The organism is Pseudomonas sp. KBN12P06040 (assembly GCF_037574965.1).
GTDB classification, from domain to species: domain Bacteria; phylum Pseudomonadota; class Gammaproteobacteria; order Pseudomonadales; family Pseudomonadaceae; genus Pseudomonas; species Pseudomonas aeruginosa.
The window spans coordinates 527,583-554,140 of record NZ_JBBELS010000001.1 but is presented as its reverse complement, the minus strand read 5'-3'; the positions used below and the strand labels follow the sequence as shown (position 1 = coordinate 554,140).

Sequence of the window (26,558 nt, the reverse complement as noted above, 5' to 3'; positions counted from 1 at the left end):
TAGCGTTCGCAGGCACGAAGCCTGCATCCGCCAGATGCCCGGCTCGACCGAGTTGCCCACGGCAGCGTTTCCTGCGACTGCGGCGGGCAGCGGACTTCCAGTCGCGCGAAATCGGCCGATTGAATTAGCCGGACAGGCCACATAGGCTGAACCACGGACCATCGGATAGCACTCCGCCCCCATGCCGCCCTCTTCGTTGACACACACGCTCCGCCGCCTCTGGGCCCTCGACAAGTTCGCCTACAGCCTGCGGGTGTTCATCGCCCTGGCCGGCGCCCTGCTGCTGTGCTGGTGGCAGGACCGCATCGAGCTGCTGATCCCGCTGTTCCTCGGGATCATCGCCAGCGCTCTGGCGGAGACCGACGACAACTGGCTCGGCCGCCTGCAAGCGCTGCTGGTGACCCTGCTGTGCTTCAGCGTCGCCGCCTTCGCCGTCGAGTTGCTGTTCCCCTATCCCTGGCTGTTCGTTTCCGGGATGGCGCTGTCGGCGTTCGGCATGATCCTCCTCGGCGCCCTCGGCGAGCGCTATGCGGCGATCGCCTCGGCGACCCTGATCCTCTCGATCTACACCATGATCGGCGTGGACCAGCGCGGCGGCGAGGTCGCCGATGTCTGGCACGAACCGCTGCTGCTGGTGGCCGGGGCGGCCTGGTACGGGCTGCTCTCGGTGCTGTGGAACGCGCTGTTCTCCAACCAGCCGGTGCAGCAGAGTCTTTCCCGCCTGTATTTCGAGCTGGGCGAATACCTGAGGATCAAGTCGAGCCTGTTCGAACCGTTGCGCCAGCTCGACGTAGAGGGCCAGCGCCTCGCCCTGGCACGGCAGAACGGCAAGGTGGTGGTGGCGCTGAACCAGGCCAAGGAGACCATCCTCAACCGCCTCGGCCATGGCCGGCCGGGCCCCAAGGTGAGCCGCTACCTGAAGCTCTATTTCATCGCCCAGGACGTCCACGAGCGCGCCAGTTCCTCGCACTACCCGTACAACCGGCTGGCCGAGGCGTTCTTCCACAGCGACGTGCTGTTCCGCTGCCAGCGCCTGCTCAACCAGCAGGGCAAGGCCTGCCAGGCCCTGGCGCGGGCTATCCGCCTGCGCCAGCCGTTCGACTACGCCGACCGCGAGCTGGCCCTGGAAGACCTCCAGGCCTCGCTCGAACACCTGCGCCAGCAGAGCAACCCGGCCTGGAAGGGCCTGCTGCGCTCGCTCGGCGCCCTGTCCGCCAACCTCACCACGCTGGACCGCAAGCTGGCCGGGGCGAGCAACCCGGACGCCATCGCCGACGAACAGGACAGCGCCCTGCTCGACCGCTCGCCGCGCAGCCTGAAGGACGCCTTCGAGCGCCTGCGCCAGCAGCTCACCCCGACCTCGCTGCTGTTCCGCCACGGCCTGCGCATGGCCCTGGCGTTGACCGCCGGTTACGGCGTGCTGCACTGGATCCATCCGACCCAGGGCTACTGGATACTGCTCACCACGGTGTTCGTCTGCCAGCCCAACTATGGCGCGACCCGCCTGCGCCTGGTGCAGCGGATCCTCGGTACGGTGGTCGGCCTGGTGGTCGGCTGGGCGCTGATCGACCTGTTCCCCAGCCCGCTGGTGCAGTCGCTGTTCGCGGTCGCCGCCGGGGTCGCCTTCTTCGCCACCCGCAGCAGTCGCTATACCCTGGCGACGGCGGCGATCACCCTGCTGGTGCTGTTCTGCTTCAACCAGGTCGGCGATGGCTACGGGCTGATCCTGCCCCGCCTGTTCGATACCTTGCTGGGCAGCCTGATCGCCGGCCTCGCGGTGTTCCTGGTGCTGCCCGACTGGCAGGGCCGCCGGCTCAACCGCATGCTCGCCAACACCCTCGCCTGCAACAGCCGCTACCTGCGGCAGATCATGCAGCAGTACGCCACCGGCAAGCGCGACGACCTCGACTACCGCACCGCCCGGCGCAACGCGCACAACGCCGACGCGGCGCTCTCGACCACCCTGTCGAACATGCTCCTGGAGCCCGGCCACTTCAGGAAGGACGCCGAGATCGGCTTCCGCTTCCTGGTCCTCTCGCACACCCTGCTCAGCTATCTATCCGGCCTCGGCGCGCACCGCGAAAGCCTGCCCGAGGACGCCAGCGACGGCCTCCTGGAGCGCGCCGCCGAGCGACTCTCCGCCAGCCTCGAGGAAATCGCCGCGAGCCTGGAACAGAAACGCCCGGTCGCCATCTACAGCGAAGAGGAGGAAGCGCTGGCCAAGGAACTGGAGCAGATGCCCGAGGACATGGACGACAGCCATCGCCTGGTACAGACCCAACTGGCGCACATCTGTCGCCAGCTCGCCCCGCTGCGCACCCTGGCCGCGCACTTGCTGAAGAAGGAACTGGCCGGCGCGCAGCCGCTGCCAGGCCAGCCCTAGCGCGCGCCGTAGCGCTCCAGCAGACGCTGGTAGCTGCCGTCGTCGCGCATGCCGCGGATGGCCAGGTCGAAGCCGTCGACGATCTCGTCATGCCGGGGGTTCCTCAGGCTCACCAGCAGGTGCAGTCCGTTCTCGCCAAGCGGGGTGGGCAGTACCTCCAGCTTGTCGCGCAAATCGGCCAGCTCGCCCTTGAAGGCGACCCCCAGCGCCAGCTCGTCCTCCACCGCCAGGTCGACCCGCCCCGCCTCGAGCATCCGCGCGGCGTTGGCGAAGCTGGTCACGTTGACCTTCTGCAGACGGCTGTCACGGTCGAATTCGGGCGCGTAGGCATAGTCGCGCACGACCGCGATGCGGTAGGGACGCAGGTCGCTCAGGCGGGAAAACTCGATACCCCGCCCCTTGCGTTGCAGCAGGCGAATGCGGTTGCTCAGGTAGGCGCGGGAAAACTGCCCGTAGAGGCTGCGGGCGGGCTCGTACCAGGCGCTCAGGGCGATGTCGTAGTCACCGCTGCGCACGCCGTGCAGGGCACGCGACCAGGGTACCTGCTGGAAGCTCGAGTCGAAGCCGGCGCGCTTGAGCGCGGTGGTCACCAGTTCCACCGCCAGGCCGTTGCCAGGCATGCGCGAATCGACGAAAGGCGGCCAGGAGTCGCCGACCAGGCGCAGGTTGGCGGCAGGCAGCGCGCAAGGGAGGAGCAATGTCAGCAGCAGGAGTGCGCATCGCAGCATGAAGGAGCGTCCCGGGAGTGGATCGCCACAGCATAGCCATCCCGACCCCGGGCACGCATGTCCCCGTGTCGCGGCTCGATGATATTTCCATCACAAACCGCGCGCTTTCACCTCTCCTCGTCCTCTCCGGCGGCCTTTTCGTTTCGCGGCGCGGGACCTGCGTACTTGCCGCCGAAGAGTTCGATCGGCATCGGGAAGACGATGGTCGAACTCTTGTCGCCGGCGATCGCGCCGAGGGTCTGCATGTAGCGCAACTGCATGGCGCCACTCTGCCGGCCGAGCATCTGCGCCGCCTGCATGAGTTTCTCCGAGGCTTGCAGCTCGCCCTCGGCATGGATCACCTTGGCCCTGCGCTCACGCTCCGCCTCGGCCTGCCGGGCGATGGCGCGGACCATCGATTCGTTGAGATCGACGTGCTTGATTTCCACATTCGCCACCTTGATGCCCCAGGCGTCGGTCTGCGCATCGAGCACCTGCTGGATATCCAGGTTCAGGCGCTCGCGCTCGGCGAGCATCTCGTCCAGTTCGTGCTTGCCCAGCACCGCGCGCAGGGTGGTCTGCGCCAATTGGCTGGTGGCGGCCAGGTAGTTCTCCACCTGGATGATCGCCTTCTGCGGATCGAGCACGCGGAAGTACACCACCGCGTTGACCTTCACCGAAACGTTGTCGCGGGAAATCACATCCTGCGGCGGCACGTCGAGAACGATGGTGCGCAGGTCGATGCGCACCATCTGCTGGATCGCCGGGATCACCAGCACCAGCCCCGGCCCCTTGACCTTCCAGAACCGCCCGAGCTGGAACACCACGCCACGCTCGTACTCGCGGAGGATGCGCAGCGCGCTGAACAGCAGCAGCGCGAGGAACACCAGCAACATCGCCAAACCATAGGAAACACCCATCATCCACCTCCTTCATCGGCCAGCGCGACTTCCAGGAGCAGGCCCTTGCGCGCCAGCACCCAGACCGGCTGGCCCACCGCCAGCGGCCGCGCGGCGAGCACCCGCCAGCGCTCGCCCTGGAGCAGCACCCAGCCTGCGCAGGGTTGTTCGGAATCCACCGCCGCCACCGTCGCCAGGCTGCCGACCAATCCGGCGGTGCCACTTACCACCGCTTGCCGGCGAGTACGCAGGGCCATGCCCAGCAGACCGACGATCAGCGCGGCGCTGAGCAACGCCAAGGCCACCACCAGGCCCGGCGGAATGCCGTAGCCGGGCACCTCGGTATCGATCAGGATCAGCGCGCCGACCACGAACGAGACGATTCCGCCGATGCCAAGCACGCCGAAGCTGGCGACGAACGCCTCGCCCACCATGAACGCCAGGCCCAGCGCGATCAGCGCCAGCCCGGCGTAGTTGACCGGCAGCATCTGCAGGGCGTACAGGCCGAGCAGCAGGCAGATGCCGCCGAGCACGCCGGGCAGCGCCATGCCGGGATTGGCCAGTTCGAAGATCAGCCCGTAGATGCCGATCATCATCAGGATCAGCGCCACGCTGGGATCGGTGAGCACCGCCAGCAACCGCGCGCGCCAGTCCGGTGCCTGGCGCTCGACCGTGGCGCCGCCGGTAGCCAGGGTCAGCACGCGCTCGCCGACGCGCAGGCTGCGGCCGTCGAGCTGGCGCAGCAGGTCGGGCAGGTCGCGGGCCTGCAGGTCGATCACCTTCTGCGCCGCGGCCTCGTGCGCCGCCAGGCTGACCGCCTCGCGCACCGCGCGCTCGGCCCACTCGGCGTTGCGCCCGCGCAGTTGCGCGAGGCCACGGATATAGGCGGCGGCGTCGTTGACCTGCTTGCGCGCCATGGGTTCGGCGTCCCGCGCCGGGGGCTTCTCTGCGGGCTTGTCCGGCGTCCCCAGGCGCACCGGGGTGGCAGCGCCGAGGTTGGTGCCCGGCGCCATCGCCGCGATATGGCAGGCATACAGGATGTACGTGCCGGCGCTCGCCGCCCGCGCCCCGCTGGGCGCGACGAAACCGGCGACCGGCACCTGGCTGGCGAGGATCGCCTTGACGATGCGCCGCATCGATGCGTCCAGGCCGCCGGGCGTGTCCAGTTCCAGCACCACCAGTTGCGCGCCGTCCTCGGCGGCACGCTCGATGCCGCGCACCAGGTAATCGGCGCTGGCCGGGCCGATCGCACCATCCACCGAGAGCACCCGAACCGGGCCGGAGGCCGCGAAACAGGCCGGGCCGGCGAAGCACAACAACAGCGCCAGCGCGAGCCGGCACGGCATCCGCATATCGACCTCCCCGACCGCCCGGCCGGGCCACCCCGGGACGAAGGTGCTCGTCCCGCGCACCGGGCCGGCAAGCGACCGGCCCCGCCGCGCACTTCTCAGTCTAGTTCAGTGGCTCTCGCCTTCCCCGCGCGTGTCCGGATCGGCAAATCCCTCAACATGCCAACTTTTTAGCGACGAAATGATGGCACTCGCCACAGGAATTCATTAATCTTCGCGGCCGCAGCGGGCAGGCCGCCTGGCGCCCGACCCCATCCGGCTTCCGGCGGCCTCCCGCGGCCCTTGTCCTTTCTTCGCCAGACGAAGCCGGTATGCGCAAGACATAACTTGTCACAATCGCCTGCCCATCATGTGCCGGTCATCCCCAGCGCGGACCCGCACCATGACCTCCGATGTCCTTCCCGCCGACGCCGTCGTCAGTGCCGCCGGCAACGCGCACAAGCCCCATCTCGAGCAGCGTCCCGGCCGCCTCACCGCCCTCGTATTCTTCGCCGTGCTCGCCACCGGACTGCTGTTCAGCGCCTACAGCCTGATGCAGGACGTCGATGACGTCGGTTCCGCGATCACCACCTGGACGCCCTTCCTGCTGCTCGGCGTGGCCCTGCTGATCGCCCTCGGCTTCGAGTTCGTCAACGGCTTCCACGACACCGCCAACGCGGTGGCCACGGTGATCTACACCCACTCGCTGCCGCCGCACTTCGCGGTGGTCTGGTCGGGTTGCTTCAACTTTCTCGGCGTATTGCTCTCCAGCGGCGCGGTGGCCTTCGGCATCATCGCCCTGCTGCCGGTGGAACTGATCCTGCAGGTCGGTTCCTCGGCCGGCTTCGCCATGGTCTTCGCCCTGCTGATCGCCGCCATCCTGTGGAACCTCGGGACCTGGTGGCTGGGCCTGCCGGCGTCGTCCTCGCACACCCTGATCGGCTCGATCATCGGCGTCGGCGTGGCCAACGCGCTGATGCACGGGCGCGATGGCACCAGCGGGGTGGACTGGGGCCAGGCGACCAAGGTCGGCTACTCCCTGCTGCTCTCGCCGCTGATCGGCTTCGCCTGCGCCGCCCTGTTGCTCCTGGCGCTGCGCCTGCTGGTGAAGAACCGCGCGCTGTACAAGGCGCCGAAGGGCAAGGCGCCGCCGCCCTGGTGGATCCGCGGCCTGCTGATCCTGACCTGTACCGGGGTGTCCTTCGCCCACGGCTCCAACGACGGACAGAAAGGCATGGGCCTGATCATGCTGATCCTGGTCGGCACCCTGCCGATGGCCTACGCCCTGAACCGCACCATGCCGGCGGACCAGGCGGTGCAGTTCGCCGCCGTCGCCGAGGTCACCCAGCAAGCGCTGGTGAAGAGCGCGCCGCAACCGGCGCCGGCCGATCCGCGCCAGGTACTCTCCGACTACGTGCGCAGCAAGCAGGCATCGCCTGAGCTGATCCCGGCGCTGGCCGCCCTGACCGGCTCGATCGGCCAGGAAGTGAAAGGCTATGGCGCGTTCTCGCGGGTACCGGCGGAAGCCATGGGCAACGTGCGCAACGACATGTACCTGACCTCCGAGGCGATCCGCCTGATGGACAAGGACGGCGTCGGCCGCTTCGACGCCGACACCCACGGCAAGTTGCAGGCGTTCAAGCGGAAGATCGACGATGCCACCAAGTTCATCCCGCTATGGGTGAAGATCGCCGTGGCCATCGCCCTCGGCCTGGGCACCATGGTCGGCTGGAAACGCATCGTGGTGACGGTCGGCGAGAAGATCGGCAAGACCCACCTGACCTACGCCCAGGGCGCCTCGGCGGAAACCGTGGCGATGCTGACCATTGGCGCGGCGGACCTATATGGCTTGCCGGTCTCCACCACCCATGTGCTGTCTTCCGGGGTGGCCGGGACCATGGCGGCGAACGGTTCGGGACTACAGTGGAAGACCATCCGCAACCTGCTGATGGCCTGGGTGCTGACGCTGCCGGCGGCGATCCTGCTCTCGGCCTCGCTCTACTGGCTGCTCACCCGGCTATTCTGAAACACGGCGGCCGGCATGGGTGCCGGCCGCTCGTCGCGCCGCTCAGGGCAGGACTTCGTCTTCCTTGAACTGGTCCTTGATGTAGGTGATCTCGGTCTTGCCGTGGGGCGCCGGCAGGCCGTCCGGGCCGAGGTTGACGAAGACCATCTTGTCGATGGTGAGAATGCTCTTGCGGGTGATCTTGTTGCGCACGTGGCAGGTCATGGTCAGCGAGGTACGACCGAAGTCGGTGGCGGTGATGCCCAGCTCGATGATGTCGCCCTGGCGCGCCGAGCTGACGAAGTTGATCTCGGAAATGTACTTGGTGACCACGCGCTGGTTGCCCAGCTGGATGATCGCGTAGATCGCCGCTTCTTCGTCGATCCAGCGCAGCAGGCTGCCGCCGAACAGGGTGCCGTTGGGGTTGAGATCTTCTGGCTTGACCCACTTGCGGGTGTGGAAATTCATGTGAACTCCTGGTGTGGTGCCCCACGGCCGCCATCCTGGCCGTCGTGGAGGATGCCCGGCGGTATCGCCGCCGCGGCTCCGCGGGACCCGGCGGATCGGCCCGGTCCCGGGGCGGCGCGTCCTGCCTGCACCGCCCGATGTTCCTGCGCGTTCAGCCCAGCCCGTTGGCCTCGCGGTACTGCCTGGCCTCTTCCACCAGCCAGTCGCGGAAGGCATTGAGCATCGCCGATTCGACCCTGCGCTCGGGAATGATCAGGTAATACGCATTCTCGCTCAAATAGGCATGTTGCATGGGCACGATAAGCCTTCCGTCGGCCAGCTCGTCCTGGATCAGGAAGGGCGGTATCAGGGCCACGCCCATGCCGTGCATGGCCGCCTGGGCAAGCATGGAGAACAGCTCGTAGCGCGGCCCGCTCATGTCGTGGGCGACGTTCAGTCCCTGGGAGTGAAACCACTGGCGCCAAGCGTAGGGCCGGGTGCTCTGCTGCATCAGCGGCAGCCCGGCGACCTGCTCGGCGCTCAGCGTTCGACGCCCGCCCAGCAGCTCCGGGCTGCACACCGGCACCGGATTCTCGCGCATCAGGAAATGCGAGACGGTACCCGACCAGTCGGCGTCGCCGAAGTACAGCGCGGCGTCGAACTCGGTGTCGGCGAAGAGGAACGGGCGGGTGCGGTTGGTCAGGTTGACCGTGACCTCCGGGTGCAGCCGCTGGAAGCGCTTGAGCCGCGGCAACAGCCATTGGGTGCCGAAGGTCGGCACCACCGCCAGTTCGATCGCGCCGCCGCCCTGGTGCCCCATCACCGCCAGGGTGTCGCGCTCCACCGCGTCGAGGCGTACCGCCACCCGCCGGCTATAGGACAGCCCGGCCTCGGTGAGCTTGACCCCGCGCCGCGAGCGACGGAACAGCTCGACACCGAGGAACTCCTCGAGCGTGGCGATCTGCCGGCAGATCGCGCTCTGGGTCAGGGACAACTCCTCCGCCGCCTTGGTGAAGCTCTCGTGGCGCGCGGCGGATTCGAAGCTGACCAGCGCGGCGGTGGAAGGGATCTTGCGTCGCATGGAGGACTCCGGAGTGCCGGTTTCGCATCTATGACGCCCAGGTCACGATTCCTCGCGCCTCTTCAAGGGCATGAAATACGAGACTCATTTTCTCGGAGTGAGAAAATAGCACAAGTGCGTGCGAATTCCTCGTTTGCCGCCCCATTCGCTAGGCTCTTAGGATGCTTCCATTCCGGCTGGCCCACGCCAGCCTCCGCTACCGCTTGACGAGGATGTACGCATGGCCACCAAAGCTAGCTTCAACTGGGAAGATCCCCTGCTGCTGGACCAGCAGCTCACCGAAGAAGAGCGCATGGTTCGCGACAGCGCCCAGCAGTTCGCCCAAGACAAGCTGGCCCCGCGCGTGCTCGAAGCCTTCCGCCACGAACAGACCGACCCGAAGATCTTCCGCGAGATGGGCGAGACCGGCCTGCTCGGCGCGACCATTCCCGAAGCCTACGGCGGCAGCGGCCTCAACTACGTCTGCTATGGCCTGATCGCTCGCGAAGTCGAGCGCGTCGACTCCGGCTATCGCTCGATGATGAGCGTGCAGTCCTCGCTGGTAATGGTGCCGATCCATGAATTCGGCAACGAAGCCACCCGGCAGAAGTACCTGCCCAAGCTGGCCAGCGGCGAATACATCGGCTGCTTCGGCCTGACCGAGCCGAACCACGGTTCCGACCCGGGCTCGATGGTCACCCGGGCGAAGAAAGTCGACGGCGGCTATCGCCTGAGCGGCAGCAAGATGTGGATCACCAACAGCCCGATCGCCGACGTCTTCGTGGTCTGGGCCAAGGACGACGAAGGGCAGATCCGCGGCTTCGTCCTCGAGAAGGGCTGGGAAGGCCTGAGCGCCCCGGCGATCCATGGCAAGGTCGGCCTGCGTGCCTCGATCACCGGCGAGATCGTGATGGACAACGTGTTCGTTCCGGAAGAGAACGCCTTCCCCGAAGTGCGCGGCCTGCGCGGTCCGTTCACCTGCCTGAACTCGGCGCGCTACGGCATCTCCTGGGGCGCCCTAGGCGCCGCCGAGTTCTGCTGGCACACCGCCCGCCAGTACGTGCTCGACCGCCAGCAGTTCGGCCGCCCGCTGGCCGCCAACCAACTGATCCAGAAGAAGCTGGCCGACATGCAGACCGAGATCACCCTGGCCCTGCAAGGCTGCCTGCGCCTGGGGCGGATGAAGGACGAAGGCACCGCGGCGGTGGAAATCACCTCGATCATGAAGCGCAACAGCTGCGGCAAGGCCCTCGACATCGCCCGCCTGGCCCGCGACATGCTGGGCGGCAACGGCATCTCCGACGAATTCGGCATCGCCCGCCACCTGGTCAACCTGGAAGTGGTGAACACCTACGAGGGCACCCACGATGTCCACGCGCTGATCCTCGGCCGCGCGCAGACCGGCATCCAGGCATTCTTCTGAGCCACCGAGCAACACCCCGGCGCGCTTTTTCACGGTAGCGCGCCGGCCGCCGGGGAGACGGGCAAGGAACCCGTCTTCCCGGCCATTTCCGTTTCCAGCCCCCAGCAGCGAGAACCGTCATGCCCGGCGCCCTTTCCCATATCCGCGTACTCGACCTGTCCCGTGTCCTGGCCGGCCCTTGGGCCGGGCAGATTCTCGCCGACCTCGGCGCCGAGGTGATCAAGATCGAGCGCCCCGGCAGCGGCGACGACACCCGCGCCTGGGGCCCGCCGTTCCTCAAGGATGCCGAAGGCAACGACACCAGCGAGGCGGCCTACTACCTGTCGGCCAACCGCAACAAGAAGTCGGTGACGGTGGACTTCACCCAGCCGGAAGGCCAGCGCATCGTTCGCGAATTGGCGGCCAAGGCCGACATCCTGCTGGAGAACTTCAAGGTCGGCGGGCTCAAGGCCTATGGCCTCGACTATGAATCGCTGAAGCAGGTCAACCCGAAGCTGATCTACTGTTCGATCACCGGCTTCGGCCAGTCCGGACCCTATGCCAAGCGCGCCGGCTATGACTTCATGATCCAGGGCCTGGGCGGCCTGATGAGCCTCACCGGGCGCGCCGACAACGAGGAAGGCGCCGGTCCGGTGAAGGTCGGCGTGGCGCTGACCGATATCCTCACCGGGCTGTACTCCTCCACCGCGGTGCTCGCCGCCCTCGCCCACCGCGACGTCAGCGGCATCGGCCAGCACATCGACATGGCCCTGCTCGACGTGCAGGTCGCCTGCCTGGCCAACCAGACCCTCAACTACCTGACCACCGGCGTGCCGCCGCGGCGCCTGGGCAACGCACACCCGAACATCGTGCCGTACCAGGACTTCCCCACCGCCGACGGCGACATGATCCTCACGGTCGGCAACGACAGCCAGTTCCGCAAGTTCGCCGAGCTGGCAGACCACCCGGAATGGGCCGACGACCCGCGCTTCGCCACCAACAAGGCGCGGGTGGCCAACCGCGAGGTGCTGATCCCGCTGATCCGCCAGGCCACGGTGCTGCACACCACCGCCGAGTGGATTCTTTCCCTGGAGCGCGCCGGCGTGCCCTGCGGGCCGATCAACGACCTGGCGCAGGTGTTCGCCGACCCGCAGGTGCAGGCCCGCGGCCTGCGCGTGGAGCTACCGCACCCGCTGGCCGGGACGGTGCCGCAGGTGGCCAGCCCGATTCGCCTGTCCGAGACGCCGGTGGAATACCGCAACCCGCCGCCCACCCTCGGCCAGCACACCGACGAGGTCCTCGAGACGCTCCTCGGCCTGGACGCGACCGCGCTGGAAAGGCTGCGCGACGGCAAGGTGATCTGAGCCCCGCGCGCCGCCCCAGCGACGCCTCGGCGGACAACGCCCCACCGTACCCCGCGCAGCACCACGTAGGGCGCATAACCGCAACGCGGTTATCCGCCGCCCAGCCGCGCATCGGCGGATAACGCCCCTGGCGTTATTCGCCCTACCGACCCCGTGCAGAAGGCAGTCAATGCCGGCGCCTCGATGGAAGCGCCACTCAGGCCGCCAGGCGGCCGCCGGCGATCGCCTCGGAGGCCTTGAGCATGGCCCGCAACAGCACCGCGCAGCCGGCGGCCAGGTCGTCGGGGCTGGCGTTCTCGATCTCGTTGTGGCTGATGCCGTTCTCGCAGGGCACGAAGATCATCCCCGCCGGACCGAGTTCGGCGAGGAAGATCGCGTCGTGGCCGGCGCCGCTGACGATGTCCATCTGCGGCATGCCCAGCGCCTGCGCCGCCTCGCGCACCGCGCCGACGCATCCCTGGTCGAAGTACAGCGGCGGGAAATCGGCGGTCGGCACCAGCTCGTATTGCAAGCCATGCGTCTCGCAGGTCGCGGCGATCACCTGGCGGACTTCGGCGATCATCGAGTCCAGGCGCTCCGGTTGCAGATGGCGGAAGTCCAGGGTCATCTTCACTTCGCCGGGTATCACGTTGCGCGAGCCGGGATAGGCGTGCAGGCAGCCGACCGTGCCGCAAGCATGCGGCTGATGGCCGAGGGCCGCGCGATTGACCGCCTCGACCACCGCCGCGGCACCGACCAGGGCGTCCTTGCGCAGGTGCATCGGCGTTGGCCCGGCGTGTGCCTCGACGCCGCGCAGGGACAGGTCGAACCATTTCTGCCCGAGCGCGCCGAGCACCACGCCGATGGTCTTCTCCTCGTCCTCGAGGATCGGCCCCTGTTCGATGTGCGCCTCGAAATAGGCGCCCACCGGATGTCCGAGGCAATCGCGCGCTCCCGCGTAGCCGATGGCGTCCAGCGCCTCGCCTACGCTGACACCGTCGGCATCGCGCTTGGCCAGGGTCTCCTCCAGGGTGAACTTCCCGGCGAATACGCCCGAGCCCATCATGCAGGGCGCGAAGCGCGAGCCTTCCTCGTTGGTCCACACCACCACCTCCAGCGGCGCCTCGGTTTCCACCCCGAGGTCGTTGAGGGTGCGGATCACCTCGAGGCCGGCCATCACCCCGAAGCAGCCGTCGAACTTGCCGCCGGTGGGCTGGGTGTCGATGTGGCTACCGGTCATCACCGGGGGCAAGTCCGGGTTACGCCCGGGACGACGGGCGAAGATGTTGCCGACCCGATCGACGCTGACCGTGCAGCCGGCCGCTTCGCACCATTGCACGAAGAGATCGCGGGCCTGGCGGTCGAGATCGCTCAGGGCCAGGCGGCAGACCCCACCCTTGGCGGTGGCGCCGAGGCGGGCGAGATCCATCAGCGATTGCCAGAGGCGCTGGCCATCGATGTGTCGCTGGGTGGATTGCAGGACGTTCCGGGCAGTGCTCATTGTCGTCTCCTCAGGCTTGGAGTAGGTGTCGGCGGCTCCCCGGCCGCCTGTATGCCCATCAGGGCAGCGGTTTGGCCAATGCCGCCGGGCTCCGCGCGCGGCGGCCGCAGAGGCCGTAGTAGAGCGCGCCGCCGAGCAGCGAGCCGGTGAACCAGCCGTAGTCGTAGAACCAGTGGAATTGGCGGTTGCCGAGGGCCATGACGGTCAGCGCCACCGGCACCGCGAAGGCGGCGAAGCCGGGCCAGTTCCAGGCCGGGTAGACGTCGTCGCGGTAGAGTCCGGCGAGGTCGAGGCGTTGCCTGCGCACCAGGAAGTAGTCCACCACCATGATCCCCGCGATCGGCCCGAGCAGGCTGGAGTAGCCGAGCAGCCAGTTGGAGTAGACGCTTTCCAGGCTGAGGTCGGAAACGATCCAGCCGAGCTTCTTCAGCAACTCGTGGGCCATCAGCGCCAGGCCGATGAAACCGGTGAGCCAGACGGCGCGGGTGCGGCCGATGAGTTTCGGTGCGATGTTCTGGAAGTCGTTGGTCGGCGAGACGATGTTCGCCGCGGTGTTGGTCGAGAGGGTGGCGACGATGATCAGCGCCATCGCCACCGCCACCCAGCCGGGGCTGGGGATGTGGCCGATCAGGCTGACCGGGTCGGAAACCGTCTCGCCCACCAGCGAGGCCGAGGCGGCGGTCATCACCACGCCGAGGGCGGCGAACAGGAACATGGTCAGCGGCAGGCCGAAGATCTGCCCGAGTATCTGGTCCTTCTGGCTACGCGCATAGCGGCTGAAGTCGGGGATGTTCAGCGACAGCGTGGCCCAGAAGCCGACCATCGCCGTCAGCCCGGCCATGAAGTAGCCGGTGACGCTGGCGCCTTCCGGCCGCTTCGGCGGCTGCGCCAGCAGTTCACTGACCGATATGTGCGGCAGCGCCCACACCAGCAGGCCGAGGCCGACCAGCACCAGCAGCGGTGCCGAGAGTGTCTCCAGCCATTTGATCGACTCCGCACCGCGCAGCACCACCCACAGGTTCAGCCCCCAGAACAGGAGGAAACCGATCACCTCGCCGGTGCCGCCGAGGGCCTTCCAGGCGGGAAAGATCGAACCGAGGAAGAGATGGATCGCCAGCCCGCCGAACAGCGTCTGGATGCCGAACCAGCCGCACGCGACCACGGCGCGGATCAGGCATGGCACGTTGGAACCGATGATGCCGAACGAAGCGCGCAGCAGCACCGGGAAGGGAATGCCGTAGCGGGTGCCGGCGAAGGCATTGAGGGTCAGCGGGATCAGCACCACCAGGTTGGCCAGCAGGATCGCCAGCAGCGCTTCGCCGACGCTGAGGCCGAAGTAGGCGGTGAGGACGCCGCCGAGGGTGTAGGTGGGCACGCAGATGGACATGCCGATCCACAGCGCGGTGATGTGCCACCTGTTCCAGGTACGCTGTTCCACCCGGGTCGGGGCGATGTCGTGGTTGTAGCGAGGACTGTCGAGTACGTCGCTGCCGGCGGACAGCTCGACCAAGCCGTCGCGCTCGGTCACTTCCGATCTGCTCTGTTGCATGGGCCTCTCCAGAATTCTTTTAGTTATTCGCTCATCGGGCTAATGCGATGGCCGGAGTACCGCACCACCAGTACTGCACCTCCGGTCCGGACAATGCCGTGGCGGGCGGCACTCAATAAGCGTGCCGAAAACCCCGCGACGTCACTGGGCAGGCCGGTCTACTGGAGGTAACCGACTGATCTGAAACACTTCATCGACAACGTCGGTGACACGCCGACGGGCAGTCCGGCGTGTCACCGGGGGAAATGCGCGAGCCTGTCGCCCCGGTCAGGAACCAAAGGAGTGCAGGCGAACTTTTTTCATCTCCCCACAACCGCTCGAACACGGCTTTCAAGCGGCTGATTTTGCATGGGAAATCTCGACCTTTTTGAATTCTTGTCAAGCGCGTCAAAATGGTGAGAACCCTCACCATTTTGGTGATATTTATTTTTAATTATTTAAAATCAATAAGTTATAAACTCAAACAACCATTTGAAAATAATCTTGCTCAATCGATGATCAGCATCTAGATTCGAATCCTGTCAGCGCTGACAGGATTACAGAAGCCCTCGGCGCATGGCGAAAAAACAATTTCAAGAACCGGCAACGACCGGTCAGCCTGCGAGGAAAGACGGCATGTCCCTGTTGATCCGTGGCGCCACCGTGGTTACTCACGAAGAGAGTTATCGAGCCGACGTGCTCTGTGCCAACGGCCTCATCCAGGCCATCGGCGAGAACCTCGAAACCCCCTCCGGCTGCGACGTCCTCGACGGCGGTGGCCAGTACCTGATGCCGGGCGGCATCGACCCCCATACCCACATGCAGTTGCCCTTCATGGGCACGGTGGCCAGCGAGGACTTCTTCAGCGGCACCGCGGCCGGGCTGGCCGGAGGGACCACCTCGATCATCGACTTCGTCATCCCCAACCCGCGACAGTCGCTGCTGGAGGCCTTCCACACCTGGCGCGGCTGGGCGCAGAAATCCGCTGCGGACTACGGCTTCCACGTCGCCATCACCTGGTGGAGCGACGAGGTCGCCCGGGAAATGGGCGAGCTGGTGGCACAGCACGGGGTGAACAGCTTCAAGCACTTCATGGCCTACAAGAACGCCATCATGGCCGCCGACGATACCCTGGTGGCCAGCTTCGAGCGCTGCCTGGAGCTGGGCGCGGTGCCGACGGTGCACGCGGAGAACGGCGAACTGGTCTTCCACCTGCAGCAGAAACTCCTCGCCCAGGGCCTCACCGGCCCCGAGGCGCATCCGCTGTCGCGTCCGCCGCAAGTCGAGGGCGAGGCCGCCAGCCGCGCCATCCGCATCGCCGAGACGCTGGGTACGCCGCTGTACCTGGTGCATATTTCCAGCCGCGAGGCGCTGGACGAGATCGCCTATGCCCGCGCCAAGGGCCAGCCGGTCTACGGCGAGGTGCTGGCCGGGCACCTGCTGCTCGACGACAGCGTCTACCGCCACCCGGACTGGGCCACCGCGGCCGGCTACGTGATGAGCCCGCCGTTCCGTCCCGTCGAACACCAGGAAGCGCTGTGGCGCGGCCTGCAGTCCGGCAACCTGCATACCACCGCCACCGACCACTGCTGCTTCTGCGCCGAGCAGAAGGCCATGGGCCGCGACGACTTCAGCAAGATTCCCAATGGCACGGCCGGCATCGAGGACCGCATGGCGTTACTGTGGGACGCCGGGGTCAACAGCGGGCGCCTGTCGATGCACGAGTTCGTCGCGCTGACCTCCACCAACACCGCGAAGATCTTCAACCTGTTCCCGCGCAAGGGCGCGATCCGCGTCGGCGCGGATGCCGACCTGGTGCTCTGGGACCCGCAGGGCAGCCGCACCCTCTCGGCCGCCACCCACCACCAGCGGGTCGATTTCAACATCTTCGAAGGTCGCACCGTGCGCGGCATTCCCAGCCACACCATCAGCCAGGGCAAGCTGCTCTGGGCCGCCGGCGACCTGCGCGCCGAACCCGGCGCCGGACGCTACGTGGAGCGCCCGGCCTACCCGTCGGTGTACGAAGTGCTCGGCCGCCGCGCCGAACGCCAGCGCCCGGTCGCCGTCGAGCGCTGATCCTTCCCGCAATACCGGACCGGCCCGTAGAGGCCGGACGGTGCCGTATTGCCGTTGACTGCCCCGAGAAGAAACCAGAAGAGAGGCTACAACCGTGATCGATTCCCTGAACCACCTCCCCCGTCCGGACGCCGGCGCGGACACGCTCGCCGAGCGCTTCGCCGACCTCGCGCCGCCGCTCAACGCCCGCCAGGCCGCCCTGGAAAGCGCCCGCTGCCTGTACTGCTACGACGCGCCCTGCGTCAACGCCTGCCCGACCGAGATCGACATCCCGGGGTTCATCCGCAGCATCGCCCAGGAGAATGTCCAGGGCGCGGCGCAGAAGATCCTCTCGGCGAACATCCTAGGCGGCAGCTGCGCCCGCGTCTGCCCCACGGAAATCCTCTGCCAGCGGGCCTGCGTACGCAACAACGCCCAGGAATGCGCACCGGTGCTGATCGGCCAGTTGCAACGCTACGCCCTCGACCACGCCGGCTTCGGCGAACATCCGTTCAAGCGCTCGCCGGCCACCGGCAAGCGCATCGCCGTGGTCGGCGCCGGGCCGGCCGGGCTGTCCTGCGCCCACCGCCTGGCCATGCACGGCCACGACGTGGTGCTCTTCGAGGCCCGCGCCAAGGCCGGCGGCCTCAACGAGTACGGCATCGCCCGCTACAAGCTGGTGGACGACTTCGCCCGGCGCGAAGTGGAATTCCTCCTGCAGATCGGCGGTATCGAACTGCGCCACGGCCAGCGTCTCGGCGACAACCTGGCGCTCGGCGCCCTGCACGACGAGTACGACGCGGTGTTCCTCGGCATCGGCCTGGCCGCCAGCAAGCGCCTCGGCCTGGAAGACGAGGACGCTCCCGGCCTGCTCGCCGCCACCGACTACATCCGCGAACTGCGGCAGAGCGACGACCTGCTCGACCTGCCCGTCGCCGACCGTTGCATCGTCATCGGCGCCGGCAACACCGCCATCGACATGGCGGTGCAGATGAGCCGGCTCGGCGCCCGCGACGTCAACCTGGTCTACCGCCGTGGCTTCGAGGAAATGGGCGCCACCGGCCATGAGCAGGAGATCGCCAAGGCCAGCCAGGTGCGCCTGCTGACCTGGGCCCGACCGGAACGGGTACTGCTTGACGAGCACGGCCGGGTGCGCGGCATGCGCTTCGCCCGCACGCGCCTGGAGAACGGTCGCCTGGGCGACACCGGCGAGCACTTCGAACTGGCCGCCGACGCCATCTTCAAGGCCATCGGCCAGGCCTTCGAAGGCGCCAGCCTGGGCGATCCGCTGGCAGCGCAACTGCGGCGCGACGGCGAGCGCATCCAGGTCGACGGACAGATGCGCACCAGCATCCCCGGCATCTACGCCGGCGGCGACTGCGTGGCGCTCGGCGAGGACCTCACCGTGCAGGCGGTGCAGCACGGCAAACTGGCGGCGGAAGCGATCCACGCCCAACTCATGCTCAACGTGGAGGCTGCGTGATGGCCGACCTGTCTATCGAATTCGCCGGCATCAAGTCGCCCAACCCCTTCTGGCTGGCCTCCGCGCCGCCCACCGACAAGGCCTACAACGTGGTCCGCGCCTACCAGGCGGGCTGGGGCGGGGTGGTCTGGAAGACCCTCGGCGAAGACCCCGCGGCGGTCAACGTGTCGTCGCGTTATTCCGCGCACTTCGGACCGAACCGCCAGGTGCAGGGGATCAACAACATCGAGCTGATCACCGACCGCTCGCTGGAGATCAACCTGCGCGAGATCGCCCAGGTGAAGAAGGACTGGCCAGACCGCGCGCTGATCGTGTCGCTGATGGTGCCCTGCGTCGAGGAGTCGTGGAAATACATCCTGCCGCTGGTGGAAGCCACCGGCGCCGACGGTATCGAGCTGAACTTCGGTTGCCCCCACGGCATGCCCGAGCGCGGCATGGGCGCGGCGGTGGGCCAGGTACCGGAGTACGTGGAGATGGTCACCCGCTGGTGCAAGACCCACTGCTCGCTGCCGGTGATCGTCAAGCTCACCCCCAACATCACCGACATCCGCCAGTCGGCGCGCGCCGCCCATCGCGGCGGCGCCGACGCGGTGTCGCTGATCAACACCATCAACTCGATCACCAGCGTCGACCTGGAGCGCATGGTCGCCCTCCCCGTGGTCGGCACCCAGAGCACCCACGGCGGCTACTGCGGCTCGGCGGTGAAGCCGATCGCCCTGAACATGGTCGCCGAGATCGCCCGCGACCCGCAGACCCGCGGCCTGCCGATCTGCGGCATCGGCGGTATCGGCAGTTGGCGCGACGCAGCGGAATTCGTCGCGCTCGGCTGCGGCGCGGTGCAGGTATGCACGGCGGCGATGCTGCACGGCTTCCGTATCGTCGAGGACATGCAGGACGGTCTCGCGCGCTGGATGGACAGCCATGGCTACCAGCGGCTGTCCGACTTCAGCGGCGGCGCGGTGGGCAATACCACCGACTGGAAGTACCTGGACATCAACTACCAGGTGATCGCCCGCATCGACCAGGACGCCTGCATCGGTTGCGGCCGCTGCCATATCGCCTGCGAGGACACCTCGCACCAGGCCATCGCCAGCCTGCCCCGGGCCGACGGTACGCACCGCTACGAAGTGATCGACGCCGAGTGCGTGGGCTGCAACCTGTGCCAGATCACCTGTCCGGTGGAGAACTGCATCGAAATGGTGCCGCAGGACACCGGCAAGCCCTATCTCAACTGGACCCAGGATCCGCGCAACCCCTACCGCGAAGCCTCCTGAACGCAGGGCGGCGCCCGCATCCCCGGCGGACGCCGCCCTGCCGCGCGCCGGCACGCTTCCTGCGTGCCGCTGCGGTCCGACGACGCGCAACGGCGTCTGTCGGATCGACCCGCCTTCGACTACCATTCGCCGCGGCCCGGCCGACGCTCCCGGACGGCCGGCGCCCCATGGAGACTCGCGCATGTCCGCAGACAGCAACTACAGCCAGCAACCGGTCCCGCTGGCGGCGCGCAAGAGCGCGCTGGCCCTGAGCGTGGTGATGCTCGGCCTGACCTTCTTTTCCGCCAGCATGTGGACCGGCGGCACCCTCGGCACCGGCCTGAGCTACGACGACTTCTTCCTCGCCGTGCTGCTGGGCAACCTGATGCTCGGCCTGTACACCGCGATCCTCGGCTTCATCGGCGCGCGCACCGGCCTTTCCACCCACCTGCTGGCGCATTACTCGTTCGGCAGCAAGGGCTCCTGGCTGCCCTCGGCGTTGCTCGGCGGCACCCAGGTCGGCTGGTTCGGCGTCGGCGTAGCGATGTTCGCGATCCCGGTGGCCAAGGCCACCGGCCTCGACGTCAACCTGCTGATCCTGGTCTCCGGGGCGCTGATGACCCTCACGGTGTTCTTCGGCATCGCCGGTCTGACCCTGCTGTCGGCCATCGCGGTCCCGGCGATCGTCGTTCTCGGCAGCTACTCGGTGTGGCTCGCGGTGCGCGACGCCGGCGGCCTGGCGGCGCTGCAGCAGGTGACGCCGAGCGCGCCGCTGAGCCTCTCGACCGCGATCGCCCTGGTGGTCGGCTCGTTCGTCAGCGCCGGCACCCTCACCGCCGACTTCGTCCGCTTCGGCCGCAGCGCGCGTACCGCCGTGGTGGTGTGCCTGGTGGCGTTTTTCCTCGGCAACTCGCTGATGTTCATCTTCGGCGCGGCCGGCGCGGCGGCGGTGGGCAAGTCGGACATCTCCGACGTGATGATCGCCCAGGGCCTGCTGATCCCGGCGATCCTGGTCCTCGGCCTGAACATCTGGACCACCAACGACAACGCGCTGTATGCCTCCGGCCTCGGCTTCGCCAACATCACCGGCCTCTCCAGCCGCTTCCTGGCGATGCTCAACGGCGCCCTCGGCACCCTCGCCGCGCTCTGGCTGTACAACCACTTCGTCGGCTGGCTGACCTTCCTCTCCGCCGCCATCCCGCCGATCGGCGGGGTGATCATCGCCGACTACCTGAGTCGCCGCCGGCGCTACCGCCAGCACCCCTGCGCGGACATCCAGGCGATCAACTGGGCGGCGATCCTCGCCGTCGCCTGCGGCACCGCCGCCGGCCACTGGCTGCCGGGGATAGTGCCGGTCAACGCGGTGCTCGGCGCCGCCATCGCCTACCTGCTGCTCAATCCCCTGCTGAGCCGCAGCCCGAACAAACCAGAAGAGGTCCTCCATGCTGATTGACAACCTGCGCCTGCGCGGCCGCGAAGGTCTCTGGCAACTGCGTGTCGCCGATGGCCGTATCGCCGCCCTGGTGCCGATGGAACAGGCCGCCGACGACGCCGGCGAGCGCCTGGACGGCGCCGGCGGTCTTGCCGTGCCGCCGTTCATCGAGCCGCACATCCATCTCGACACCACCCAGACCGCCGGCCAGCCGGAGTGGAACCGCTCCGGCACGCTGTTCGAAGGCATCGAGCGCTGGGCCCAGCGCAAGGCCCTGCTCAGCCACGAGGACGTCAAGCAGCGCGCCTGGCAGACCCTGAAATGGCAGATCGCCAACGGCGTGCAGCACGTGCGCAGCCACGTCGACGTCTCCGACCCGACCCTCACCGCGCTCAAGGCCATGCTCGAGGTGCGCGGCGAAGTGGCGCCCTGGGTCGACCTGCAGATCGTCGCCTTCCCCCAGGAGGGCATTCTCTCCTACCCCAACGGCCTGGAACTGCTGGAGGAGTCGCTGCGCCTGGGCGCCGACGTGGTGGGGGCGATCCCGCATTTCGAATTCACCCGCGAGCTGGGCGTCGAGTCGCTGCACAAGGCCATCGACCTGGCCAAGCGCTACGACCTGCCGGTGGACGTGCATTGCGACGAGATCGACGACGAGCAGTCGCGCTTCCTCGAGACCCTGGCCATGCTCGCCCATCGCGACGGCCTCGGCGCACGGGTCACCGCCAGCCACACCACGGCGATGCACTCCTACAACGGCGCCTACACCTCGCGGCTGTTCCGCCTGCTGAAACTGTCGGGAATCAACTTCGTCGCCAACCCGCTGGTGAACATCCACCTGCAGGGTCGCTTCGACGACTACCCGAAGCGCCGCGGCATCACCCGGGTCAAGGAACTGCTCGGTGCCGGGATCAACACCTGCTTCGGCCACGACGACGTGTTCGACCCCTGGTACCCGCTGGGCACCGCGAACATGCTGCAGGTGCTGCACATGGGCCTGCACGTGACGCAGATGATGGGCTACGACGAGATCGACGGCGGCCTCGACCTGATCACCCGCAACAGCGCCCGCACCCTCGGCCTGCGGGAATACGGCATCGAGGTCGGCCATCCGGCCAACCTGCTGGTGCTGCCGGCCCGCGACGGCTTCGACGCGGTGCGCCGGCAGGTCCCGGTGCGCTACTCGATCCGCGGCGGACGGCTGCTCGCCGAGACGGTCCCGGCGCAGACCACGGTGTTCCTCGAACAGGCGGAAGCGGTGGACTTCACCCGCGCCAGCTGAGCCATCGCCGGAGCCTTCTAGCGAAGGCTCCGCTGCTCAGGGCTCCAATCCGATTCCGCGCAGGACCACGCTGGTCACCGTCTGTACCGCCCTTTCGAACTGCATGTCGCTGAGCGGCTGGTGGCCGTTGAGCACCTCGACCTGGTAGCCGAAGTCGGCGTAGTGCTGGGTGGAGGCCCAGATCATGTAGAGCAGGCTGCTCGGCTCGATCGACAGGATGCGCTTTTCCTCGACCCACTGGCGGATCTTCGCCTCCTTCATCTTGGCCCATTCGTAGAGGCTGTCGTCGAGGGTGGCGCCGAGCAGCGGCGCGCCATGCATGATTTCGTTGGCCCAGACCTTGGAGCCATGCGGGCGGGTGCGCGAATGGTTCATCTTCGCGCGGATATAGCTGGTCAATACCACCCTTGGGTCATCGAACATCTCGAAGCAGAGGGCGTCCTGCTTCCAGACCTCGAGCAGGCCGAGGAGGACGTCGCGGTACAGCTCGTCCTTGGTGCTGAAGTAGTAGTGCAGGTTGGAGCGCGGCAGTTCGGCTTCTTCGGCGATGTTGCCCATGGAGGTGCCGGCGTAGCCTTTTTCGGCGAAGACTTTTTCGGCGGCCAGGAGAATCTTCTCGACGTTGCGGCGGCGGATCTCGATCTTGTGTGTGCCCATGTGCGATCCATTACTGCGAATTCAACCAAGGCTACCAGCAAATCCGGGCGTGCGGCGACGCCCAGTCTTGCCAGGTAGCCCCTCTCAGCGACGCTTCGGACGGCGGCCGCGCAGGCGACGCCAGCCGATCCAGCAGCCGCTGGCGCAGACCACCAGGCCGCCGAGGCTGAAACCGAGCATCCACAGGTCCCACAGCGGACGCCGGGTCAGCAGCGGCAGCCAGTCCCAGCTATGCAACAGGGAAAACAGCCAGCGGCTGCCGCGCCGACCGTCGTCGAGCACGCCAACCACCGCGCCGCTGTAGGGATCCAGGTGCACCCAGGTATGCCGGGGATCGTCGAAACGCAGGCGCCAGACCGGCAGGCGCCGTTCCAGGTAGCCCATCATGCTGTGTTCTTCGCGCGGGTAGTAATAGAAGTCATAGCGTTCCAACCGTTCGGCCTGCATCGGCACGCCCGGCAGCAGCGTGCGAGCCGCCGCCAGCAGGCGATCCGCGGGTAGCTCGCGGAGGATTTCGCCATCCGCCGTCAGCAGCAGGCTGTGGCCGCTGGCGCTGCGCCCGAGCGCATAGGGCTCGCCGTCGAGCGCCCGCCACTCCAGCTCGCGCACCCGCAACCCGGCGGCACGCAAGCGCCGCAGGACAGCGTCCGCCTCCAGTCCGGCGGGCAGCGCCCGGTCCCAGCTACCGCCCTGGTAGGCCGCGAGGTCGAGCGGCGTGCCGCGGCCGAACAGGTTCCACGGATTCATCGACATCAGCCCGCTGAAGATCCAGCTCAGCACCAGCGCGCCGAAGAGCAGGCCGGCGAGGTGGTGCCAGCGCTGGAAACCGCCCACATAGGGCGAGCGCGAGCCGCTGCGGTAGGGCTTGCGGAAGCGCCAGCGGAGCAGGCCGACGAGGATGCCGAGGACGGTCGCCAGGGTCGCCAGCAGCGACAGGCCGATCACCAGATTCGCCCACTGCCCGTCGAACCAGCCGCCGCGCAGCGGATAGAGCCAGTGCAGCCAGGCGCCGAGCCAGTTCCAGGCACGCTCCCGGCGGCTGGCGTCGCGTACCACCTCGCCGGTCTGCGAGGACAGGTAGAGCAGCCGGCCCTGCTCGTCCGCGGTCTGCACCCGCCATAGCGGCCGGTGCGGATCGAGGTTGCGGGTATGGGTCCAGGCGTCTTCCTCGATCCGCCCTTGCAACTGCATCGGTACTTCGCCGCTGAAGGCACGGGCCGAAGCCAGCACCCTGTCCGCGTCCACCGCCAGCGGTCGGCCGTCGCGCGCCGCCAGCGCACGCGTGCGTCCGTCGGCATCGTCCAGCAGGTAGGTCGGCAGGCCTCCTACGCTGGCCAGCCGGATGCTCCGCGGGGTCTTTCCGTCGCCGCCGGCGAGGGCCGTCCGCAGCGGTACGCAGGCCTCGCAGCCGTCCAGCTCGGGCAGGTGGGCCAGGCGTTCCAGCGGAGTCAGCTTGGGATAGCCGACATACAGCATGACCATGCCGGAGACGAACCAGAGCACCATCAGCAGGCAGCAGCCGATGCCCAGCCAGCGGTGCCACAGGTACAGGTAGCGTTTCATCGACGACTCCTCAGAAGCGCGTCTGCACGCTCAGCTCGAAGGTGCGCGGGTCGCCGACGTAGTACAGCGGCGTGCTCTGCACGAAGCGTGCGTAGACCTCGTCGGTGAGGTTGCGCACGCGCCCGGTGATCCGCGTGCGCTCGTCCAGCCGGTAGCTGAGGAAAGTCCCGTAGACCGTGTAGGACGGCACGTGCCAGGTGTTGGCGTTGTTGGCGTACACCGAGGACACGTAGCGCGCGTCCACCCCACCCTGCCAGGCCGGGTCGAAGTCGTAGGTCAGCCACAGGTTGCCGACCCGCTCCGGCACGTTCGGCGGCGTCTTGCCCTTGCGCGAGACGGCGACGCCGCCGACGTTCTCGGTGAACTCGTCGTACTGCGCGTCGACCCAGGCGAAATTGCCCTCGGCCAGCAGCTTCGGGGTGATCCGCAGGGAGGCGGCGGCCTCGATGCCCCTGGAGGTCTGCTGGCCCACCGGCACGCTGAGGTTGGGGTTGTTCGGGTCGGCCACCGAGAAGTCCCGGCGGACGATGCGGTAGGCGGCCAGGGTGGCGCTGCCGCGACCGTCGAGGAAATCGAACTTGCTGCCCAGCTCCCACTGGTCGCCGGTGGACAGGTCGTAGTCGCGGACCTGGCCGAAGCTGGCGCTGGTCAGCACCCCGCCCGGCGGGTCGGCGGCGGTACTGTATTGCAGGTAGACGTTGGCGTGCGGAGTGAACTGGTAGACCAGCCCGGCGCGCCCGGTGACCACGTCCCAGCGCCGTTCGAAGTGTGCGGGATTGTCCTTGTCGGGTACCCGATGGTTGCGCACGTCGAGGTCGAGGTGGTCGTAGCGCAGCCCGGTGACCAGCGAAAGCTCGTCGGTCAGGCCCAGGCGGTTCTCGGCGAACAACGCGCTGGTGCGCACCTCGTTGCTGCGGTCCTTCCGGTGGCCGGGACGCATGCCCGGCAGGTCGTAGAAGTGGCCCGGCTCGAAACTGGCCGGATCGACAGTACCGAACGGCCCGGAGGCGGTACTCGGGAAGCGCGTCTGCTTGTTGATGCTGTAGTCGAAGCCCAGCGCCCAGTCGCTGGCCAGTCCGAACAGCGGCTGGCTGTGCTGTAGCTCGAAGCGGTTGCCGTTGAGCTGCTGGTCGTGGCGCTGAAGGAATGCGTTGGAGCGCACCACCCCGCTGTTGTCGGCGTTGTAGCGGTAGGTCTCGAGGTTGCGGTAATCGCGCTCGGCGTCGTAGTGGTAGAAGGTGTTGCGCCAGCGCGTGCTGTCGCTGACCCGGTATTCGAGGATCGAGCGCAGCCAGCGCACGCGCTGTTCGTAGCGGCCATCGGCGACGTTGTAGTTCTCGTGGCGACGGCTCTTGTCGATATTCAGCTCGCCGGCGTAGGGATTGAGCACCGGCGTGCCCCAGTAGGGGCTGTCTTCCTGCTCGTCCTGGTACTCCAGGGCCAGGGTGTGGGAAAGGTCCGGGGTCAGGTCGCTGAGCAGGGAGAAAGCGACGTTCCACGATTCGCGCGAATTGCGGTCGACGTAGCCGTTGCCGCCGCTGCGGCTGACGTCCAGGCGCACGAAGTGCTTCGGCTCGGGGCCGATGCCCAGGGCCTGGTTGAAGCCGAAGGCGACTTCCGAATCGTCGTAGCTGCCGTAGCGCACCCGGCCTTCCATGAAATCGCCGTAGCGGTCGGCGAGCTTGCTGATGTAGTCCAGCGAGCCGCCGACGGCACCGGCGCCGTTGAGGAAGGAGGACGGACCGCCGACCAGCTCGACGCGGTCGACGATCCAGTCGTCCAGCGGACGCATGGCGCTGCTGTATTGCACCGGAATGCCGTTGAACAACTGGTTGACCTGGTTCGAGCTGAAGCCGCGGTAGGTGACGAAGCCGCCGAAGCCGGGCGGCGCCGAGGCGTTCACGCCGGGCAGGCTGTTGGCGATGTCCTGGGTGCTGCGCAGGCCGCGCCGCTCGAAGCTGGCACGGTTGGCCACGCTTACCGAGCCGGGAGTCTCGCGCAGGCTCAGGCCCAGGCGCGAGCCGCCGCCGGCGCTGTCGTCGAGATCGAGGGCCGGCGGGGTTTCCCCGGCGGCGCCGGCGCTGACGGTGAGGGCGGGCAGTTCGGTGGGTTCCTCATCGGCCCAGAGCCAGGCCGGAACGCCGGCCAGGGTGAGGTTGAGACCCAGCGCGAGGACGCGGCGGGCCGTGGAGTGCTTTTTCATCGAGCGATCCTGAAGCAAGGCATGGTG

19 protein-coding genes are annotated in these 26,558 nt (G+C 67.7%); 9 read left to right on the top strand and 10 right to left on the bottom strand.

The genetic code is table 11. The features are described from left to right. The first annotated feature begins 181 nt into the window (after positions 1–181). A complete protein-coding gene (gene yccS, locus VQ067_RS02530; RefSeq protein WP_033990534.1) occupies positions 182–2,383 on the top strand; it encodes a YccS family putative transporter in 2,202 nt (733 codons plus the stop codon). Here the strand turns inward: yccS and VQ067_RS02525 are convergent. From VQ067_RS02525 to VQ067_RS02515, 3 genes are all read right to left on the bottom strand, one after another. Continuing rightward, positions 2,380–3,111, bottom strand: coding sequence for a substrate-binding periplasmic protein (locus VQ067_RS02525; RefSeq protein WP_033990532.1), 732 nt, complete (start codon positions 3,109–3,111; stop codon positions 2,380–2,382). The genes yccS and VQ067_RS02525 overlap by 4 nt on opposite strands. A 107-nt stretch (positions 3,112–3,218) precedes the next feature. Next, positions 3,219–4,013: a slipin family protein gene (locus VQ067_RS02520; RefSeq protein ID WP_033957778.1), complete on the bottom strand. Its 795-nt coding sequence runs from the start codon at positions 4,011–4,013 to the stop codon at positions 3,219–3,221. Beyond that, the gene (locus tag VQ067_RS02515) at positions 4,010–5,341 is read right to left on the bottom strand and encodes an NfeD family protein (RefSeq protein ID WP_033983368.1); all 1,332 of its coding nucleotides are present in this window, start codon (positions 5,339–5,341) and stop codon (positions 4,010–4,012) included. Before VQ067_RS02515 ends, VQ067_RS02520 begins: the two co-directional genes overlap by 4 nt. A gap of 379 nt (positions 5,342–5,720) precedes the next feature. Here VQ067_RS02515 and VQ067_RS02510 point away from each other — a divergent pair, with 379 nt between their 5' ends. Beyond that, a complete protein-coding gene (locus VQ067_RS02510; RefSeq protein WP_033990531.1) occupies positions 5,721–7,343 on the top strand; it encodes an inorganic phosphate transporter in 1,623 nt (540 codons plus the stop codon). 42 nt (positions 7,344–7,385) lie between these two features. Here the strand turns inward: VQ067_RS02510 and VQ067_RS02505 are convergent, their stop codons facing one another. After that, entirely contained in the window at positions 7,386–7,790 is a 405-nt protein-coding gene (locus tag VQ067_RS02505; RefSeq protein ID WP_003084686.1) for an acyl-CoA thioesterase, read from the bottom strand. 151 nt (positions 7,791–7,941) lie between these two features. After that, positions 7,942–8,850 carry a LysR family transcriptional regulator gene (locus VQ067_RS02500; protein WP_003109731.1) on the bottom strand — a complete coding sequence of 303 codons (909 nt, stop codon included), beginning with the start codon at positions 8,848–8,850 and terminating at the stop codon, positions 7,942–7,944. Positions 8,851–9,070: 220 nt separating this feature from the next. Between VQ067_RS02500 and VQ067_RS02495 the strand changes: the two genes are divergently transcribed. Next, the gene (locus VQ067_RS02495; protein ID WP_003084682.1) at positions 9,071–10,252 is read left to right on the top strand and encodes an acyl-CoA dehydrogenase; all 1,182 of its coding nucleotides are present in this window, start codon (positions 9,071–9,073) and stop codon (positions 10,250–10,252) included. Positions 10,253–10,371: 119 nt separating this feature from the next. After that, positions 10,372–11,595, top strand: coding sequence for a CaiB/BaiF CoA transferase family protein (locus VQ067_RS02490; protein WP_003099921.1), 1,224 nt, complete (start codon positions 10,372–10,374; stop codon positions 11,593–11,595). Positions 11,596–11,791: 196 nt separating this feature from the next. Here the strand turns inward: VQ067_RS02490 and VQ067_RS02485 are convergent, their stop codons facing one another. Both VQ067_RS02485 and VQ067_RS02480 read right to left on the bottom strand, forming a co-directional pair. Then, entirely contained in the window at positions 11,792–13,075 is a 1,284-nt protein-coding gene (locus VQ067_RS02485; protein WP_019396478.1) for a Zn-dependent hydrolase, read from the bottom strand. Positions 13,076–13,133: 58 nt separating this feature from the next. After that, on the bottom strand, positions 13,134–14,624 hold the full coding sequence (locus tag VQ067_RS02480; protein ID WP_003084674.1) for an NCS1 family nucleobase:cation symporter-1: 1,491 nt from the start codon (positions 14,622–14,624) through the stop codon (positions 13,134–13,136). A 615-nt stretch (positions 14,625–15,239) separates the two neighbouring features. On the opposite strand from VQ067_RS02480, the gene hydA reads away from it, so the two are divergent. The 5 genes from hydA (at position 15,240) to VQ067_RS02455 (ending at position 22,108) form a co-directional block, all read left to right on the top strand. Further along, on the top strand, positions 15,240–16,679 hold the full coding sequence (gene hydA, locus VQ067_RS02475) for a dihydropyrimidinase (protein ID WP_003099919.1): 1,440 nt from the start codon (positions 15,240–15,242) through the stop codon (positions 16,677–16,679). Positions 16,680–16,773: 94 nt separating this feature from the next. Then, complete coding sequence (locus tag VQ067_RS02470; protein ID WP_003084667.1) at positions 16,774–18,141, top strand: NAD(P)-dependent oxidoreductase; 1,368 nt, start codon at positions 16,774–16,776, stop codon at positions 18,139–18,141. After that, positions 18,138–19,415: an NAD-dependent dihydropyrimidine dehydrogenase subunit PreA gene (preA, locus tag VQ067_RS02465; protein ID WP_003118829.1), complete on the top strand. Its 1,278-nt coding sequence runs from the start codon at positions 18,138–18,140 to the stop codon at positions 19,413–19,415. Before VQ067_RS02470 ends, preA begins: the two co-directional genes overlap by 4 nt. A 181-nt stretch (positions 19,416–19,596) precedes the next feature. Beyond that, on the top strand, positions 19,597–20,847 hold the full coding sequence (gene codB, locus VQ067_RS02460; protein WP_003084659.1) for a cytosine permease: 1,251 nt from the start codon (positions 19,597–19,599) through the stop codon (positions 20,845–20,847). Then, on the top strand, positions 20,837–22,108 hold the full coding sequence (locus VQ067_RS02455) for a cytosine deaminase (RefSeq protein ID WP_003084657.1): 1,272 nt from the start codon (positions 20,837–20,839) through the stop codon (positions 22,106–22,108). Before codB ends, VQ067_RS02455 begins: the two co-directional genes overlap by 11 nt. 36 nt (positions 22,109–22,144) lie before the next feature. Here VQ067_RS02455 and VQ067_RS02450 read toward each other — a convergent pair whose 3' ends face one another. The 3 genes from VQ067_RS02450 to VQ067_RS02440 form a co-directional block, all read right to left on the bottom strand. Next, positions 22,145–22,765 (bottom strand): TetR/AcrR family transcriptional regulator, encoded by a 621-nt coding sequence (locus VQ067_RS02450; protein WP_003084655.1) that lies wholly within the window; start codon positions 22,763–22,765, stop codon positions 22,145–22,147. Positions 22,766–22,849: 84 nt separating this feature from the next. After that, complete coding sequence (locus VQ067_RS02445) at positions 22,850–24,328, bottom strand: PepSY domain-containing protein (RefSeq protein ID WP_033957785.1); 1,479 nt, start codon at positions 24,326–24,328, stop codon at positions 22,850–22,852. A 10-nt stretch (positions 24,329–24,338) separates the two neighbouring features. Beyond that, positions 24,339–26,531, bottom strand: coding sequence for a TonB-dependent receptor (locus tag VQ067_RS02440; protein WP_042852966.1), 2,193 nt, complete (start codon positions 26,529–26,531; stop codon positions 24,339–24,341). Between the last annotated feature and the right edge of the window lie 27 nt (positions 26,532–26,558).